The organism is Acinetobacter sp. YH12108, assembly GCF_013419055.1.
Taxonomy (GTDB): domain Bacteria; phylum Pseudomonadota; class Gammaproteobacteria; order Pseudomonadales; family Moraxellaceae; genus Acinetobacter.
On record NZ_VPAW01000007.1, the window covers coordinates 149,483 to 167,121 of the forward strand.

At 43.1% G+C, this 17,639-nt stretch carries 16 protein-coding genes and 3 tRNA genes; 13 read left to right on the plus strand and 6 right to left on the minus strand.

Annotated elements, in window-relative coordinates; all coding sequences use genetic code 11:
• Window positions 1–92 precede the first annotated feature (92 nt).
• From FTU46_RS06400 to FTU46_RS06415, 4 genes are all read left to right on the plus strand, one after another.
• Window positions 93–1,934 (plus strand): long-chain-acyl-CoA synthetase, encoded by a 1,842-nt coding sequence (locus FTU46_RS06400; protein WP_180053048.1) that lies wholly within the window; start codon window positions 93–95, stop codon window positions 1,932–1,934.
• A 197-nt stretch (window positions 1,935–2,131) separates the two neighbouring features.
• Window positions 2,132–2,207, plus strand: a tRNA-Lys gene (locus tag FTU46_RS06405).
• Between the two features lie 21 nt (window positions 2,208–2,228).
• Window positions 2,229–2,304 (plus strand) — tRNA-Lys (locus FTU46_RS06410).
• A 57-nt stretch (window positions 2,305–2,361) separates the two neighbouring features.
• Window positions 2,362–2,437 (plus strand) — tRNA-Lys (locus FTU46_RS06415).
• Window positions 2,438–2,594: 157 nt separating this feature from the next.
• On the opposite strand, the gene FTU46_RS06420 is transcribed toward FTU46_RS06415, so the two are convergent.
• Window positions 2,595–3,281 carry a hypothetical protein gene (locus FTU46_RS06420; RefSeq protein WP_180104577.1) on the minus strand — a complete coding sequence of 229 codons (687 nt, stop codon included), beginning with the start codon at window positions 3,279–3,281 and terminating at the stop codon, window positions 2,595–2,597.
• Between the two features lie 251 nt (window positions 3,282–3,532).
• Here FTU46_RS06420 and FTU46_RS06425 point away from each other — a divergent pair, with 251 nt between their 5' ends.
• The 3 genes from FTU46_RS06425 to FTU46_RS06435 all read left to right on the plus strand — a co-directional run bounded on the left by FTU46_RS06425 (window position 3,533) and on the right by FTU46_RS06435 (window position 6,272).
• Complete coding sequence (locus FTU46_RS06425) at window positions 3,533–3,805, plus strand: PspC domain-containing protein (RefSeq protein ID WP_004781800.1); 273 nt, start codon at window positions 3,533–3,535, stop codon at window positions 3,803–3,805.
• 186 nt (window positions 3,806–3,991) lie between these two features.
• Window positions 3,992–4,777 (plus strand): sulfite exporter TauE/SafE family protein, encoded by a 786-nt coding sequence (locus tag FTU46_RS06430; protein ID WP_144724187.1) that lies wholly within the window; start codon window positions 3,992–3,994, stop codon window positions 4,775–4,777.
• Between the two features lie 82 nt (window positions 4,778–4,859).
• Entirely contained in the window at window positions 4,860–6,272 is a 1,413-nt protein-coding gene (locus tag FTU46_RS06435) for a DASS family sodium-coupled anion symporter (RefSeq protein ID WP_180104578.1), read from the plus strand.
• Between the two features lie 73 nt (window positions 6,273–6,345).
• On the opposite strand, the gene FTU46_RS06440 is transcribed toward FTU46_RS06435, so the two are convergent.
• Complete coding sequence (locus FTU46_RS06440; protein WP_034704289.1) at window positions 6,346–7,455, minus strand: HPP family protein; 1,110 nt, start codon at window positions 7,453–7,455, stop codon at window positions 6,346–6,348.
• Window positions 7,456–7,653: 198 nt separating this feature from the next.
• On the minus strand, window positions 7,654–8,481 hold the full coding sequence (locus tag FTU46_RS06445; RefSeq protein ID WP_180003003.1) for a transglutaminase family protein: 828 nt from the start codon (window positions 8,479–8,481) through the stop codon (window positions 7,654–7,656).
• A 314-nt stretch (window positions 8,482–8,795) separates the two neighbouring features.
• On the opposite strand from FTU46_RS06445, the gene glyQ reads away from it, so the two are divergent.
• The 6 genes from glyQ (at window position 8,796) to FTU46_RS06475 (ending at window position 14,952) form a co-directional block, all read left to right on the plus strand.
• The gene (gene glyQ / locus FTU46_RS06450) at window positions 8,796–9,785 is read left to right on the plus strand and encodes a glycine--tRNA ligase subunit alpha (RefSeq protein WP_005232423.1); all 990 of its coding nucleotides are present in this window, start codon (window positions 8,796–8,798) and stop codon (window positions 9,783–9,785) included.
• Complete coding sequence (glyS, locus tag FTU46_RS06455; protein ID WP_180104579.1) at window positions 9,785–11,854, plus strand: glycine--tRNA ligase subunit beta; 2,070 nt, start codon at window positions 9,785–9,787, stop codon at window positions 11,852–11,854. Before glyQ ends, glyS begins: the two co-directional genes overlap by 1 nt.
• A gap of 67 nt (window positions 11,855–11,921) precedes the next feature.
• Window positions 11,922–12,893, plus strand: coding sequence for a hypothetical protein (locus tag FTU46_RS06460; RefSeq protein WP_180104580.1), 972 nt, complete (start codon window positions 11,922–11,924; stop codon window positions 12,891–12,893).
• A gap of 327 nt (window positions 12,894–13,220) precedes the next feature.
• Window positions 13,221–13,610 carry a hypothetical protein gene (locus FTU46_RS06465; protein WP_180011895.1) on the plus strand — a complete coding sequence of 130 codons (390 nt, stop codon included), beginning with the start codon at window positions 13,221–13,223 and terminating at the stop codon, window positions 13,608–13,610.
• 235 nt (window positions 13,611–13,845) lie between these two features.
• Window positions 13,846–14,325 (plus strand): hypothetical protein, encoded by a 480-nt coding sequence (locus FTU46_RS06470; RefSeq protein WP_180104581.1) that lies wholly within the window; start codon window positions 13,846–13,848, stop codon window positions 14,323–14,325.
• Window positions 14,326–14,433: 108 nt separating this feature from the next.
• Window positions 14,434–14,952, plus strand: coding sequence for a hypothetical protein (locus FTU46_RS06475; RefSeq protein WP_180104582.1), 519 nt, complete (start codon window positions 14,434–14,436; stop codon window positions 14,950–14,952).
• 38 nt (window positions 14,953–14,990) lie between these two features.
• Here FTU46_RS06475 and FTU46_RS06480 read toward each other — a convergent pair whose 3' ends face one another.
• From FTU46_RS06480 to FTU46_RS06490, 3 genes are all read right to left on the minus strand, one after another.
• On the minus strand, window positions 14,991–15,944 hold the full coding sequence (locus FTU46_RS06480; protein ID WP_180104583.1) for a 2-hydroxyacid dehydrogenase: 954 nt from the start codon (window positions 15,942–15,944) through the stop codon (window positions 14,991–14,993).
• A gap of 92 nt (window positions 15,945–16,036) precedes the next feature.
• Window positions 16,037–16,231: a hypothetical protein gene (locus FTU46_RS06485; RefSeq protein WP_005232434.1), complete on the minus strand. Its 195-nt coding sequence runs from the start codon at window positions 16,229–16,231 to the stop codon at window positions 16,037–16,039.
• Between the two features lie 122 nt (window positions 16,232–16,353).
• On the minus strand, window positions 16,354–17,625 hold the full coding sequence (locus FTU46_RS06490; RefSeq protein ID WP_180018238.1) for a hypothetical protein: 1,272 nt from the start codon (window positions 17,623–17,625) through the stop codon (window positions 16,354–16,356).
• Window positions 17,626–17,639 lie beyond the last annotated feature (14 nt).

The following is a 17,639-nucleotide window of genomic DNA, read 5'->3' on the forward strand; positions in this document are numbered from 1 at the left end:
ATTACTCTAGTTTCAACACGCTAAAAGATGGCTATCATCCGTTTATTGCATATAAATTAAACGCATTGGATACGAAAAATAATAGGACGCTCATGACCCAGACGAACCAACCCGATCTTATTGGCATTGCAGATGTCGCAGCCAAAATCCCTGCCTTCATCAGTAAGGTCCCTAATCTGCTGAACGGACTGCGACAGGCTTATTTACGTACTCCCAATACGCCCGCAGGCCTGGGTTTGGCTTTTGAAAAAGCAACGCAGCGTAATCCTGAAGGTATTGCATTACGTTTTGAGGATCAGTCCTATACCTATGCTCACCTAAATGGCTGGGCGAACCAGATCGCACATTTCTACCTTTCTCTCGGTGCACAGAAAGGTGATGTGGTGGCTGTAATGGTCGAGAATCGTCCGGAGTTCATTGCCAGTGTGATTGGCCTGGCCAAGCTGGGCATCACGATTGCACTCGTGAATACTTCTCAGGTCGGCAAAGTCCTGACACATAGTATTAATCTGGTGAAACCGATTGCGGTCATTGTCGGTGAAGAGTGCCGTGCTGCCGTTGATGAAATCCGCAATAATCTCAATATTGCCGCTGACCGTTTCCACTGGTTTGCCGATCAGAACACACAAGAAAATACCGGACAAGCACCTGAAGGGTTTATCAACCTAGCAGAGCAGATTGACCAGTTCCCGAAATTCAATACACCGACTACGCATTCGGTACAAGGCAAAGACGGCCTGTTCTATATCTATACTTCAGGTACTACCGGCTTACCTAAAGCGGTGATCTTTACCAATAGCCGCTGGACACTCGCCTATGGCACCTATGGCCATGTCCTGAACCTGAATAAAGATGACGTGATGTACTGCACCCTGCCACTTTATCATGCGACAGGTATTGTGGTGTGCTGGTGTGGGGTGATTGCCGGAAGCAGTACTTTTGCCATCCGTCGCAAGTTCTCCACCTCTTCCTTCTGGAAAGATGTCAAAAAATTTGATGCTTCAGCGATTGGTTATGTCGGTGAACTTTGCCGCTACCTGATGGATGCGCCACCGTCTGAACTGGAAAAAGGCCATCGTGTCACCAAGATGATTGGTAATGGCATGCGCCCGAATATCTGGGATAAATTCAAATCCCGTTTTGGCATCAAGGAAGTACTGGAACTGTATGCCTCAAGTGAAGGTAATGTCGGTTTCAGCAATGTCTTTAACTTTGACAATACTGTCGGTTTCTCACCAACACCTTATGCCATTATCGAATTTGATAAAGATAAAAATGAGCCTGTGCGTGATGCCAAAGGTCGCTGCAAACGGGTAAAAAAAGGTGAAACCGGTTTATTGATTGGTAAAATTACCCGCCGCTCCCCTTTCGATGGTTATACCGATCCAGAAAAGAACAAGGCAGTCATCATGCATGACGTGTTCAGTAAAGGTGATTCCTACTTCAATACCGGCGATCTGGTGCGTAATATCGGTTTCCGTCATGCCCAGTTTGTCGACCGTCTCGGTGACACCTTCCGCTGGAAAGGTGAAAATGTTTCAACGACTGAAGTCGAAAACATGCTGACCGAGTATGACAAAATTATCGAAGCTGTAGTTTATGGTGTAGAAATTCCAAATACCAATGGCCGTGCCGGTATGGCTGCAATTACCCTGCAACCGGGAAGCACCCTGGATGAGCAAGACCTGAAAAATATGGTCAGCACCTTTAAACGCTGTCTGCCTGCATATGCAGTTCCAGTTTTTCTGCGCATTCAAGAACAGGTAGAAACGACCGGTACCTTCAAGTATCAGAAAAACAAACTGAAAGAACAGGCTTTTGACCCAAACAAAACCGATGAACGCTTGCTGGTTTTATTGCCAGGCAGCGATGCGTATTGTGAGCTGACTCAAGAAATTTTTGAGAACATTCAAGCCTATCAATATCGTTTCTAAGTGCTGAAGTTGCCTATTTTTTGTTTAGATAAAGCAGAATTGTTGTATTTATAATCAAACATAGGCAACTTTGTTATTTTTTACTTGCGCTGCAATGAGATCTTGCTACAATACGCTCCATCAAACAAAGTGGTGCTTTCAGAACTCTTTAGTTTCTTTTGCACTGCACAATTAAGCCTTGCTTGATTGTTGGTTCAGGGCCGTTAGCTCAGTTGGTAGAGCAGTGGACTTTTAATCCATTGGTCCCGCGTTCGAGTCGCGGACGGCCCACCATTAAATTTGATATCCCCTGATGGGCCGTTAGCTCAGTTGGTAGAGCAGTGGACTTTTAATCCATTGGTCCCGCGTTCGAGTCGCGGACGGCCCACCATCATTTCTAAAATCTCTTTTTAGAAACTTCAATCAAAGCTACTTTGATTACCCGAATGGGCCGTTAGCTCAGTTGGTAGAGCAGTGGACTTTTAATCCATTGGTCCCGCGTTCGAGTCGCGGACGGCCCACCATTCTCCCCTCTATATTTATTTCTTCTTTCAATATTCTTATAATATTTCCTATATTATTCAGTTCATTCTTTTTATTTAAGCGCAATTCATCCTGACAATTTTAGAATCGCCATTTCCATTTACTCTGTTTTTAAATTTTTTACAGATTTTATCGCTTTTATTCTGTCATCTTAAATTCAGAATCTTTGACCAGCTCATACGCTTTAGAAGGTGCAGGATAACCCTGATCAAATAACTGCTGGTTTGCCCGTTCTTTTTCGTCATAAATTTTTTCCAGATTCATGACCAGATGGGTTGGGCTTTTAATTGTATAATAGAATTTTGCCCCCTCTTTACGGTCCACGATCAGTTCAGTTTGTTCCGGATTAATCATCCAGCGGTCCTTACGATAGTTCACATTACTTTCGGTCTGAACCCGTCTGGAATTATTCACAAATACTTTGCCATAATGTACGATACTGCGATGCACTGTACCATCTGGCAATAAAGTCAAAATAAACACTGACTTCCCTTCCGTACAAGGTGCAAACCGCCCGTCACAATCAATCTGGGTAAGATAACGCCCGACATAGCTTTTGGCATAATCCGGTACAAGTTTAGGATCGACATTTGGTTCTACAGGCAATGCCTTATAGGTTGCAGTCTGGGTGAGCGATTTAGCATTACGGGTGTCATAACTTTCATTGGCGGCGGAGATGACTACGCCATCTTGTGCCAAAGTTTTCGTAGTATCAGGTAAGGGTTTGCTTTGATGGTCATCACAGGCAATCAGTCCTGCAACACTTCCCAGCACAAATCCAAGCCGGCATAAACCACTTAAATGATGCGATACATTCGATTTCATTTTAAAAATATACCTGAAGGGGTGCACATCGATATAGGCAGACGACTCACTGAAAACTTATAAGTTTTAATAATGAATTCAATGGAATTTTTATGATCTTAGTGATTTTTTAAGGATTATTTAATCTCCCGTAACATTACTTAACGAATTTATTTTCAATATATACTTTAAAAATTCAGATAAAACTCCATTCTTATAAATACGAGTCATTTTTTAGACTCAACCTTATTTTTTTCTATCAGGAGACCTGGATGACCAATGTTGGTTTATATCGCTCTAACCGCTCAAACATGATTGCAGGTGTAATGGGTGGTATTGCTGAACGTTTTGGTTGGAACGCAAATTTATTACGCTTGATCTTCGTGATTATTTCGGTTATGAGTGCTGCTTTCCCGGGTATCTTAGTTTATCTGGTTCTATGGTTAGTGATGCCAAAAAAGAATTCTATGCCTGATTATGCTGCGAGCAGAACTGATTATGAACGTCCTGTGCGTACCGTGAATCAGGATAAAGACTACCGATAAAATCGTTTCCTCTTTCACCTAAATATTCATATGGTGAAATTTTTATGCCACGGTCTTTCCCCCAAAAGATCGTGGTTTTTTTTGCCTATATTTTTGTTATTTCCCTGCTGTATTACAGCTTTTCACTTTCTTTCTCAGTTGAATTCACGATAAGTTCAATATTCTAATTTTTGAAATGGATTTCACATGATTCAGGCAGAATGGATGATGCTCTGGCTCTGTGCCGTAGCAGCCCTGCTGCATGGTTTAAGCGGCTTTGGCTTTCCCATGATGAGTACGGCTGTTCTGTCCAGTGCATATCCGCTTAGTATCGCGGTTACTCTTGTCATTCTGCCCTGCCTGCTGCTGAATCTGATCATGCTGAATGCCGATCCTGTGCATAGCATGTTGAATAGCATTGGCTATTATATAAAACGCTATTGGCCATTGATACTCAGTAGCCTGACCGGCAGTGTACTCGGGGTCAAGCTGTTATTTTGGCTAAATGAGGCTTATTTAAAACTGTTATTGGGTCTGGTGATTGTATTTTATGTCTTGGACCAGTTACGGGCACGGCCATTGCAAGTTAGTCCACATATTTCCAGCATGCTCTGTTTTGGTTTTCTGGCCGGCATCATTGGAGGTGCGACCAATGCCATGGCACCTTTTCTGATGATGTATCTGATGAGTTGCCAGCTGTCTAAAACAGATATTGTCATTATCAGCAATCTCAATTTCATTGCCGGTAAACTGATCCAGCTGATTTTACTGTTTCCAATTCTGATCACACTGGAAACCCATCAACAGCATATTCTGATCGGGATCAGCCTATTCGCCCTTGCTGGTGTCTGGATCGGAGGCAAAATACGCCATCGTTTGTCTCAGCAGCACTTCAAATGGATTGTCCTGGCTTTACTTTTTGGCTTGGGCCTGTATGCCCTATGGCAAAGTACTGGATTATTGCAACAATCTGGTTATAGTATCTTTAAATAGGATGCTTTTTAAGCAAAACAAAATTACAAATTCAAAGTTAATATAAAAAATGATGTAAATAAAAACCTTGCAAGGAGAGCATATGACTCAGACCAACCTAGCTACCCCGACCAATGCCATGCCTAAAGGGCTGCTTAAAGGCTGGATTCTTATTCTTGTCGCAGCCATTGTGGCCTATGGCTTATATCTTTACCTGCCCTATGACCAGAATGCCAATAAAGGACTGGCACTTTTAGCCTTTATCGGTATCTTATGGTTGACTGAAGCCATTCATATCACGATTACAGCTTTACTCATCCCCGTGATGGCAGTATTGCTGGCCATGCCAATGGCCTCTGGTGAAGAACTGGTTCCGATTACCACGCAAGCCGCTTTGGCTACTTTTGCCGATCCTGTCATTTTCCTGTTTTTTGGTGGTTTTGCGTTGGCCACAGCGTTGCATATCCAGAAACTGGACCGGAAAATTGCCATGTGGATCATCTCCCTGTCCAGAGGGCATCTGGGCATTTCTGTACTGGCGATTTTTGTGGTGACGGCGCTGCTGTCCATGTGGATTTCCAATACGGCGACTGCTGCTATGATGCTGCCTTTGGCCCTAGGCTTGCTTTCACATCTGGATGTCAGCAAGGATCGTAAAACTTTTGTCTTTATCCTGCTCGGCATTGCCTATTCGGCCAGTATTGGCGGACTGGGCACCATGGTCGGTTCACCTCCGAATGCCATTGCTGCCAAGGCCCTCGGCTATGATTTTGCCGACTGGATGAAAATCGGCTTGCCGATGATGTTCATTATTCTTCCCGCCATGCTGGTCAGTTTATATCTGGTACTACGTCCAAAACTGAATTACAAAGTACAATTTGTGACTGAAGATATTCCTTGGACGGGTACACGTATTGCCACGATGCTGCTGTTCATCTGTACCGCAATTGCTTGGATCTTCAGCAAAAAGCTGACCGAGAACTTTGGTATTTCACAACCTGATACTTGGATTGCTGTTCTGGCAGCATGCTTGGTCGTGATTATCGGCACTGCAACATGGAAACAAGTTGCGGAAAATACAGATTGGGGCGTTTTATTTTTATTTGGCGGTGGTTTAACCCTCAGTGCAATTTTAAAAGATTCAGGCAGTTCATTGGTACTTGGTCAAACGCTTGCAAATGTGTTTGGTGATACCTCACCATTGATGATTATTTTTGTTGTAGCAGCATTTATTGTCTTTTTAACAGAATTCACCAGTAACACTGCATCTGCTGCACTGTTAGTACCAGTCTTTGCCGCCATTGCCGACCAGATGGGTATGCCTAAAGAGATTCTGGTGATTGTGATCGGGATTGGGGCTTCTTGTGCCTTCATGCTACCTGTGGCGACACCACCGAATGCGATTGTGTTTGGTACTGGCCATATTCAACAAAGTGAAATGATGAAAGTCGGCTTTGTCCTGAATATCATGTGTATTTTCTTGGTTTCCCTGTTTATTTACTGGTTCTTTATCTAAGTTTAAATAAATCCAGATTCCAAATTAAAAAGCACCCGAGGGTGCTTTTTTTTCAGAACTATTCAAAACAGCTTTAAGCTCTCATTTTAAAATGGTTCAGTTCCTGATTCAGGGCAGCGATAATATCTGCGCGGCTGATAATTCCGACCAGACGCTGCTCACTCACTACCGGAATATAGTTAAAGGAACGCTCCACAAAATAGGGCACCAGATCCTGAATCGGCTGCAATGGCTGCACAGTGACCACTTTGCGGGTCATAATATGTTTGACTTGATGTTCCCAGCTGCTGCGCACATCTGCAGCACGTTTAAACCATTCTACCACCTGATACATGGCCAGCGTTCCCACCAGCTTGCCTTCCGCATTAACCACCGGCAGGCTCATCAGGTTCATTTCTTTAAATTTATCCAGTGCATGCTGAATATTATCATTGGCATGCAGGGTCACCACGTCTTTAGTCATAATGTCCTGACAGGTAAACTGGTTGACCGCACGGGCATTGGCTCGGTCCTGCGCTTCCAGAATAATCTTTTGCAGGTCATATTCACTAATGTCCAGCAGCTCGGTTTGCTGATCTAGTACTTCCTGAATATCTTGCGGCTGAATAGTGACTTTCTGGGTCGGGGTCGGATCTTTGGAACGGGTATTCAATTGCGCCTGCTGCGGATAACGCTTGCCAATCATTCGATTAAAGACGATCGCAATTACCATCAATAAGATCGAATTCAGCAGCACCGGATAGAAAACGAAAGCATAGCCGAGTTCATGCACCGCATTGCCGCCGAGTACCGCCGTAATAGCCACAGCACCACTCGGTGGATGCAGGGAATCGGTGGTCATCATCAGGATAATAGCCAAAGCTACCGCTAGACTAAAAGCTTCCGTCGGACTGGCAATAAACAAGGCACAGGTCACACCCACTACCGCAGCAATAGTATTACCTACCAGAATATTCCAGGGCTGTGCCAAGGGACTGGCCGGAACTGCAAACAGCAGTACCGAAGAGGCCCCCATCGGCGCAATATACCAGGCTTCAAAATCACCCAGAATCCATAAACTCAGTAATGATGATACCGTGAGACCCAGTAGTGCCCCAATACCGCAGAGTAAACGGTCCTTGAGTGGAAGAACTTTAAAATTCGGTTTTAAGGTATTGAGCCAGTCGAGATTGGAATGGAACACGGCGCGCCTGATTTTAATGTTTACAGATTTTGCGCATTATAAAACTAGTCGCTTTAAAGATGTATTTATTTTATATCTTTTAATTACACTTAAATGGATGCTGTTTAAAAAGCTAAGTCACACACCAGAGAAAAACCATCCATCTAGTCCTATTTTACTATTCAATCTCTCATAGGATTTTCAATAAGATCATTCATGTCAGGTGATTTTAGTCTCAGCTTCGCTATGAGAACCAGATTTAATCAGAGGTTCGATTTTGAGCAGCTCGACCTGACCATAATAGGTTGAAAATGCTACATCTCCGGCATCTACCCCAGTACCAATGCGAATCAGCTCGTCGACCGGGGCTAAACGGGTCGGATCAAACTGTACCCATCCTCCTTCCAGATAGGCTTCAAAAATGGCATGAAAATCGGGTAAAAATTTTTCAATTTCCACATAACCGACCACCATGCGTGCCGGAATTCCTAAAGCACGACACAGCGCAATGCCCAAATGAGCAAAGTCACGGCATACACCTGCTCGGTGGACCAGCACATCCGTTGCAGTCGTAAACTGATCAGAACAGCCAGAGACATAAAAAATATTGTTATAAATCCACTGTTCGATGGCTTTTACACGCGTATAGCCGGGTATCATCCAGCCAAATGAACGTTTCGCCATTTCTAGTAATAAATCTGAATTGCAATAGCGGCTGGCCAGCAAATAAGGTAGTACTTCATCCGGCAGGTCTGGAATTTTGACTTCACTCAAGTTTTGCCTCAGATCATTCGGAATGCTCGGCTGACGGGTAACTGTCGCGCTATAGTTCAGTTCAAATGCCTCACAGGGTTCGAGTTGCAACCGGATATGACGGTTTTGATGCTGAGCATCCTGAAATTCATGCCACTTGACCGGCATATTCATAGTGAGCTGTTCTCCGAGAATATTCTGATCGGGATGATGGGCGACCTGAACCATAAAAATAAATTCGGTAGGTTGCACAATCTTGTATTTTAAATGGCACTGAATTTGGTAAGTGGTCATGAAGTTCCTTATTATTAGGCATTATTATATTGTGTGAAGATTAAACTAATTCTAAGACCGCAATCGTATGAGATCAGTTTAACTTTATCGCGCTTCAGTGAACAGGATGCTATACATCTGATTTATTCCTGATTTTTGGATCTCATCCCATTGCTATTCCAGCATAAAATTGCAGCAAAGCCGCGCAAAATCTGGCATGAATGAAGACCATTTTAATTTTTTCCAAAATATTTTCAGCGTATTAACCCTTTGCCACTCCCCTGTAAAATCCTTATAATCAAGCACAATTTTTCTCTAATTTTAAGTGGATGACCATGAGTCGCGCCATATCGCATATTGATACCTTCCAAGGCTTAATTCTTGCCTTACAAAACTACTGGGCGGAGCAAGGCTGCGTCGTGTTACAGCCTTACGACATGGAAATGGGTGCAGGGACATTCCACACTGCAACTTTCCTTCGTGCGTTAGGTCCCGAAACCTGGAATGCTGCTTATGTTCAGCCATCACGCCGTCCGAAAGATGGTCGTTATGGTGAGAACCCGAACCGTCTGCAACATTATTACCAGTTCCAGGTTGTGCTTAAGCCAAACCCGGACAACATCCAGCAGCTTTACCTAGATTCTTTAAAGGCAATCGGTATTGATCCTTTAGTTCACGACATCCGTTTCGTGGAAGATAACTGGGAATCTCCAACACTGGGCGCATGGGGTCTAGGCTGGGAAGTTTGGCTGAACGGCATGGAAGTGACTCAGTTCACTTACTTCCAGCAAGTCGGTGGTGTTGAATGCTACCCAGTAACCGGTGAAATCACTTATGGTCTGGAACGTCTGGCGATGTATCTGCAAGGTGTAGACTCAGTTTACGATCTGGTTTGGACCAAAGGTCAGTTCGGTACTGTGACGTATGGCGATGTGTTCCATCAAAATGAAGTAGAACAATCGACTTATAACTTCGAATATGCACCAGTAGAAAAAATGTTCGAACTGTTCGATTTCTACGAAGCTGAGGCGACCCGTTTAATCGAAGCTGAACTGCCATTACCTGCTTATGAGCAAGTGATTAAAGCATCACACAGCTTTAACCTGTTAGATGCGCGTGGCGCGATCTCTGTGACTGAACGTCAGCGTTATATTCTGCGTGTGCGTACTTTGGCACGTTCAATTGCGACCAGTTATGTAGCAGCACGTGCGAAACTTGGTTTCCCAATGGCAGAACCTCACCTACGTGACGAAGTCCTGGCTCAGCTTAAAGCTCAAGTAGAAGCAGAAGCGGCTCAAGCAGAAAAATCAGCGGAGAACAAATAATGTCTAAACATACAGTTTTATTTGAACTTGGCTGTGAAGAACTTCCTCCAAAAAGCCTGAAAAAATTACGTGATGCTTTAAAAGCTGAAACTGAAAAAGGCTTAAAAGATGCGGGTTTGGCTTTCGATGCGATCGAAGCTTATGCAGCGCCACGTCGTCTGGCACTTAAAATCGTAAATGTTGATGCTGCTCAAGCGGATACGCAAAAACGTTTTGACGGTCCTGCTGTGCAAGCGGCTTATGATGCTGAAGGCAAACCAACCAAAGCACTTGAAGGCTTTATGCGCGGTCAAGGCATTACGGTTGATCAGGTGTCTACTTTCCAGGCCGGTAAAGTTGAAAAAGTCTGCTACCTGAAAGATGTGAAAGGCCAAAGCCTTGACATTTTACTGCCACAAATCCTGCAACATGCTCTGGATCAATTGCCAATCGCAAAACGCATGCGTTCTGCTGCTAGCCGTACTGAATTCGTTCGTCCGGTAAAATGGGTGGTCTTGTTAAAAGACAGCAATGTGATTGATGCAACCATTCAGGATCATAAAGCAGGCAACGTGACTTATGGCCACCGTTTCCATGCGCCTGAAGCGATTATTCTGGCCAATGCAGATGCGTATCTGGATGCCCTGCGCGCTGCGAAAGTGATTGCGTCTTTTGAAGAGCGTCAAGCAATCATCGATCAGCAAGTCAAAGTACTGGCTAATGAAGTGAATGCGATTGCCATTGTTCCTGCGGATCTCCGTGACGAAGTCACTGCACTGGTTGAATGGCCGGTTGCATTACGTGCCAGCTTCGAAGAACGCTTCCTTGCAGTTCCACAAGAAGCGCTGATCACTACCATGCAGGACAACCAGAAGTATTTCTGTCTGGTGAATGCTGAAAACAAATTACAGCCTTACTTCATTACCGTTTCTAATATTGAGTCTAAAGATCCGACTCAAATCATTGAAGGTAACGAAAAAGTAGTTCGTCCGCGTCTGTCAGATGCAGAATTCTTCTTCCTGCAAGACCAGAAACAACCGCTTGCGTCTCGTAAAGAGAAACTGGCCAACATGGTATTCCAAGCACAACTGGGTACACTTTGGGACAAATCTCAACGTATTGCCAAACTGGCGGTAGCACTTGCTCCGATTACCGGTGCCAAAGCTGAAGATGCTGAAAAAGCAGCTTTACTTGCAAAATGCGACTTAACTTCTGAGCTGGTCGGTGAATTCCCGGAACTTCAAGGGATCGCGGGTACTTACTACGCACGTCTTGAAGGCGAAAATGATGAAGTGGCTGAATCTTTAGGTGAGCAGTATTTACCTAAATTCGCGGGTGACGTTCTGCCTAAGACTAAAACTGGTACAACGATTGCTCTTGCGGATCGTTTAGATACCTTGACTGGTATTTTCGGTATCGGTCAGGCACCAACAGGTTCTAAAGACCCATTTGCGCTACGTCGTTCTGCGATTGGTATCCTGCGTCTGGTGACTGAAAACGAACTTGATGTATCCATTGAAGACCTGATCAAACTGGCTCTAGCTGCTTATGGCGATGTATTGAAAGACCATGAGAAGACTTTGGCAGATGCAGTTGCATTCCTTGAAGGTCGTTACCGTGCGAAATACGAAGACCAAGGCGTTGATGTTGACGTGATCCAGGCTGTTCAAGCACTGTCACCTAAATCACCTCTTGATTTTGACAAGCGTGTAAATGCGGTAAATCACTTCCGTGCATTGCCTGAAGCTGCTGCACTTGCTGCTGCCAACAAACGTGTTGCCAACATCCTTGCCAAAGAAGCTGCACCTGAAGGTGCTGTGGTTGAAGCCAATCTGGTGGAAGATGCTGAAAAAGCATTGTTCGCTGAACTGCAAAAAATCACACCAGCGGTTGAACCTCTATTCGCTTCTAAAGATTACACTGCTGCGTTGTCTGCATTGGCTGCCCTACGTGCGCCAGTAGATGCGTTCTTTGACGGTGTAATGGTGATGGCTGATGATACTGAACTAAAAGCAAACCGTTTACGCCTGCTTGCTCAGCTACGTGACCTGTTCACTAAAGTTGCAGATATTTCAGTGCTTCAACACTAAAACCTAATTGGTTGTAAAATACACGAAACCCCGCTATAAATTAGTGGGGTTTTTTATTAATATTGCTATGAAAACACTAGAAATCTTTTTATTCAATCTATTCATGGTGGGGGAGGATTTTTCAAATATTTCTGAAACAAGACGCTCTAGAAATACAACAATTATTAAGTGTGAAGGATATATTTTTGAATTCAAACAAATTGATATTCACTTTAACCAATATAAATTTCTAAACCAGCAAAAAATCACAACAGTAGTAAAAATACTGAATGTTCAATCCACGGAAATTGAATCTATATTACAAATTATTGATGATCTTTGTTGGTTACTTTCATTTTGTCAGCAATCATATGTTTGCAGAGCTGGTTATAAATACGATAGCGGAGAACATTGGCATGGCACTTTAGGTACTATAAATAATAAAAACAATATCATAGAAAATAGAGGTCAAGACATTAGATACTTCATTGAGCAAGTTTATCCAACATTTAAAAAACTAAAATCGAAAAGGCAATTAACAGTAATCTTTGGCTATATTTGTGAGGCATATCGCCCATCATTAGCTTATGAGATTTCTCTAATTTCTCACTACGTTGCTATAGAAAATTTGAAGCAGACATTTGCCTTAGATAAAGGATATAAATACTCTAGAGGATATTTTTCACATAAAGATTATCCTGCTTTAGATGTTGCACCTAAAGACTTAGAAAATTATTTCCCGCCTACCAGAAAAACGAAACAATATATACATAAAAAATTCGGGCAAGTTGGTTCAGCAGAAATGACTAGGCGCATGTTTGAAGACATTGGAAGATCTAGAGACAACCCTATGGTTAAGTTTTCCCTTAAAAATCGAAACGATCTGATACATGAGGGCTTAGTATTTCCATTTGGACATGAGAATTACTTTGAAAAAGCTGAAAATGATTTCCATAATGTAAGTAATCTATTAAGAAAATATATTTTAACCTTACTAAATTACAAAGGTGAATATTACTTAAGTGAAGATCGAATCGGTCCTTCAGGCTTGATTACTTAGGGTCAAAGGTCAAATTAGCTGATCTTTACATCTCCCATAAGATCACAATAAAACTATGAAAAATAGAAAATCCCTTTCAATAGCTCAATATTTGATGATTGGTATTCTCCCCCCAATCATCACTGAAATTTTAGTATTTGCAGGGATTCAACGTACTTTTTGGCTACATTTTTTTAGCTTTATTATGATCACCGTTTTGGTGATCCTATATAACTATGCACGAAAAAAAACAGACCATACACCTTAGCCCTTAAGCTCAAAAACTATAGGCATATCCCTATATATTTCATATACTCACCCTAACAACACTCAACAAGAAAGAAGCGCATGAAATTTCAAACACTCATTATGACGACTCTTGCGGGTATCGCACTTACAGCATGTACATCTCAACCGACCATTCCACAGCTGGAACTGGGTGTATTACAGGAAGTACAAAATCTCGAAGTTATTCCAGAAACAACCAACAATAAGGCGAAACTGACCAAATTCCTCGACAAATGCGTGATTGAATTTACTGGCGACATCGGCAACAACCGTTCAGTTGAACAATGGTCATTTAAAGGCCTGACCCTGATTGATGCCGGTTCAGCAACTTTCCAGCGTGACGGTACCAGCACGGCACAAAAATTTGACCTGCACGATACGGCAGTACAAAAGAACTTTGTAATTCTGCGCAATCATTTTGCTAAAGATGCCCTAACTCAATGTGATTAAATAGATCGCCCTGTTTTTATGATGAAAATAGGGCTATTTATTTGAATGAACAGAAATTTAATTTTTCTTCTGATTTAAACTGCCTTTTCTTCCTTTTAAAAATTATAAGATCCTCGCATCAAACTACGCTGAACCTATACTCTCTCCATAGCTTATTCATTGTTTTTGGCTGATTATCCGTTACACTGAAAACCAAACTCAGACCGCTCTTTGACGAATTCGAGGTCGATCCATAATGAATATCAAAACCCCAATTATTTTAACGACAGCTTTAATGTTCTGCGCACCTGTATTTGCACAGACCGAAACCACTCAGACCACTAAACCGATTGCACCTTATGGTGAGAATCCGAACCTGCTGCATGTGTTTGCCTATAAAGCACAGGAAGGCGTTATCAATACCGCTGAAAAAGTAGGTGAAGTCACTGAAAAAGGCATTGCCAAAATCAAACCGGGTGTAGACCGTGCCTGGGGCAATACCAAGTCTGCAGCATCAGATACCATCCAGAAAGTAGATCAGGGTGCGACTCAGGCAGCACAGCAAACGGGTCAGAAAATTCAGCAGACCCGTGAAGTCTGGCGCGGCAATTCACAACAGGCACCGATCGTGCAGCAGCCTTTGAGTCAGCCATCTACCGCAACTCAAAATTCATCGGTATCACAGCCCCAGTCAAGTTCCGGTACAGCGACCAGTTATGCAGTAGATGATCTCTAAATCATCGCATTGAAAAAAGCCCATTACGGGCTTTTTCTTTTAAGCATTGAAGATAGTTGAGTCTTTCTTTAGACTGAACTCAAATAAAATCATGAGAAGATAATAAAAATGAAAAAAATTCTCCTCAGCTTTATCGCCGGCATTCTGTGTGGCGTAGCCATTCTATACATTACTTTACTGGTTTCAGGTGAAACCGTAACCTCAATTGCTGCCATTGATGATGAATTATCCTCCATCCCGAGCCTGTCTAGTGCCGCTTCTTATAACCATAAAACCGAAGGCGAAAAAATCCAGCATATAGAACACTTGGAGGAAGCTGAATTTAGGCCCGCCTCTGGCAATAATGCCGACCTGTATCGGATCAAGGATATGTGTAAATTAAGAATCGGGGTTCAGGGAGATGACATTTATAGTTATCGAACAGCTTATTTTTCGCAGAATCATCTGATCTATATGTTTGAAACCCATTATCGAACATCTTATGACAAGCGTCCCGATGAACGGGTACCCGAATTTAAGCGCGTCTATCAGGAAATTATATTTAACCCCCGGTCTGCACTGGTTCAGAGTGAATTTTTAAAGCTATTAGATAAATATATTACGCCAGAAAACCGAAAAAAATGCTGATCGAATTTAATCAGCATTTAGTTTTTATTTGGCAGTTTTTAATTTACCTGACGGATAGGCCGGCCTTGCTTAAAGGCTGCTACATTTTCAACCATCTGATCCACAATGCGTTGACGGGCATCGATACTACCCCAGGCATTGTGCGGTGTAACAATCAGGTTAGGAATTGAGGCATCGAGCAATACATTGCCTTCTTTTGGTGGCTCCACGGTAAGTACATCCGTCGCAGCACCGGCAATTTTGCCTTCGCATAAGGCCTGAGCCAATGCCTGTTCATCAACGATTCCGCCACGTGCACAGTTAATTAAAAATGCACTTGGTTTCATCGTGTCCAGTTCGGCATGACTGATTAAATGACGGGTATCTTCCGTTAAAGGGCAATGCAGGCTTAAAAAATCCACTTGTGGCAATAACTCTGCAAATGGAATACGGGAATCATCTGCTGGACGGTTGGGCAAAGCGGCAATCAGTACTTTCATGCCAAAGGCTTCTGCCAGTCTGGCAACTGCATGGCCCAGCTCACCATAACCAACAATACCTAAGGTCTTGCCTGCCAATTCTACAATTGGCGCACCCAATAGACAGAACTGGCTGGCCTTTTGCCATTCGCCCTGCTGTACTGCACGTTGATAGGTTAAAAATGAAGTGGCCAGATTGAGCATCAGCATAAGGGTATGCTGAGCGACGGCAGAGGTGCCATAAGCCTGACAGTTACACACCACAATGCCACATGCCTTGGCCGCAGCCAGATCGACATTATTGGTGCCCGTAGCAGAAATCAGGATCAGTTTCAGTTGAGGGCATTGCTGGATGGTTGCCGCGTCAATCATAACTTTGTTGGTAATGATGACATCGACATCGGCCACACGAGACTGAATCTCTGCAGCCGATGTGGCCGGGTATAAGACCAGCTGATCAAATACTGCATGTAGTGCATGAAAGTCCAAATCCTGTTGGTCTAAAGAAGCATAATCTAAATAAGCGGCTTTCATGGCTTTACCCTCAACCTTGTTTGACAATTTATTTTGATTGCCATTTAAAACAAGTCCTGCAGGGTTTTCAAGCAACTTACTGTCAGAAGTGGTTAATCTACAGACTTATCAATATGGTTACGCAGAGAACGGCGCACCTTATAAATCACATATACACTGAGAAAGATCAGAAAAATAAGAGAAGAACTGAGCAAGATCACTGCAGGATGCACACTTTCCGCGTGTGCAAAATTAGGCAGCATCAGTCCAAGAATAAAACAAATACTTGTAACTTGTTTGGATTGCATATATTTACTCCCTTGTCATATAAACAACCGGGAGCGGTGTGACTATTTTTCATACCGCCTAAGACCATATTAGGCCTTAGCAAACATAAGTCAAGTATTTGTTTTTTAGATAAATTTTTTGGTTAGTTCATTTCACTTCGTGTCACAAACTGTGTATTTTTGTCACTTGCGTCAACGAAACCGGAAGCGCCGTATTCATCTGTATGCAAATTCAGATGTTTATAGCTGAACATATAAAAATCAGCATAGCGTTTCATAATAATCGGATGCATGCCTACATTTAATTCATCCTGCTCCTTGACCAGTTTCATGATATGCCGGTCATTCATCACTACCAGATAACGTTCATCATTCAGATTGATGGTCAGCAAGCCATTACCTTTGGCATAGATTGGAATCAGGAATTTATGGTTCAGTGCAATCGCATCACCGGTATAGCTTTCGATCTTGTTGCTGATGACGTTAAAGACCAGTGCATGTCCATAGGCATCCAGCAATAACTGGCGCTTTTCCTGCGGCAGATTGACGTGAATTCCGAGCTTAAGCAGATCCTGCTGATCGACCTGTTTATTACTCAGCAATTCACGCAAAATCACCTGTTTTTGCGCTGCATCAAAAAACTGGGTATCCAGCAGCAGATCATTATTTTTCAGAATACGTCCTAAAGCAAAACGATGCCTCGGCAGGATATTCTCAATCACCTTGCGATAATAGAACTTGCTGTTTTTTTTGACCCGGCGCATTTTCTGGTAGAAATAACTTTCATCATATTCATGCAATAAAAAGTCATACAGCAGCTCGGAGCTGGCCAGAACAGCGATGGCGTCATGGCCGGTAAATGGCAGATGCAGTACATGATGCTGCGGAAGTACGGCTTCTAGTTTCAGGTAATGTACCCGGTCTTCGGTGCAATACGGGTCATATACCAGAATATATTCCCGTTCCGGACTGACGTCTTCTGCCTCAATCCGCATACCTTCATTCAGCTCAGGCTGGTAAAACATGTTGTAGCGGGCATCTTCGACATCTTCCGGATCAATCGAATATTGCGGCACCATCGCCACCACTCGCTGAACATTCAGCAGATTGGAATATTTAATCGCAGCATAGCCGCCCATGGAGCCACCATAGGCAATGCGCTGCTGAAACGGCGCAATCAGCTCGGCAATGGCTTGCAACATGTTCCACATGGAACTTTTTGGAAACCAGGATTTATGTTTGGGCATGATTCCCAAAACATTAAATTCAAATTTCGCTAATGATTTTTCGGCATTGATGCTCAAGCCCTTGGCACGGGTAATCAAATCTCCAAATGAAAAAATCAATTCTGAAGATGACCCCGGCATAAAAATTGCGCGTATATGCTCATCTTCAAAAACAATCTGCTTATCCATAACTTTCCCGTGCT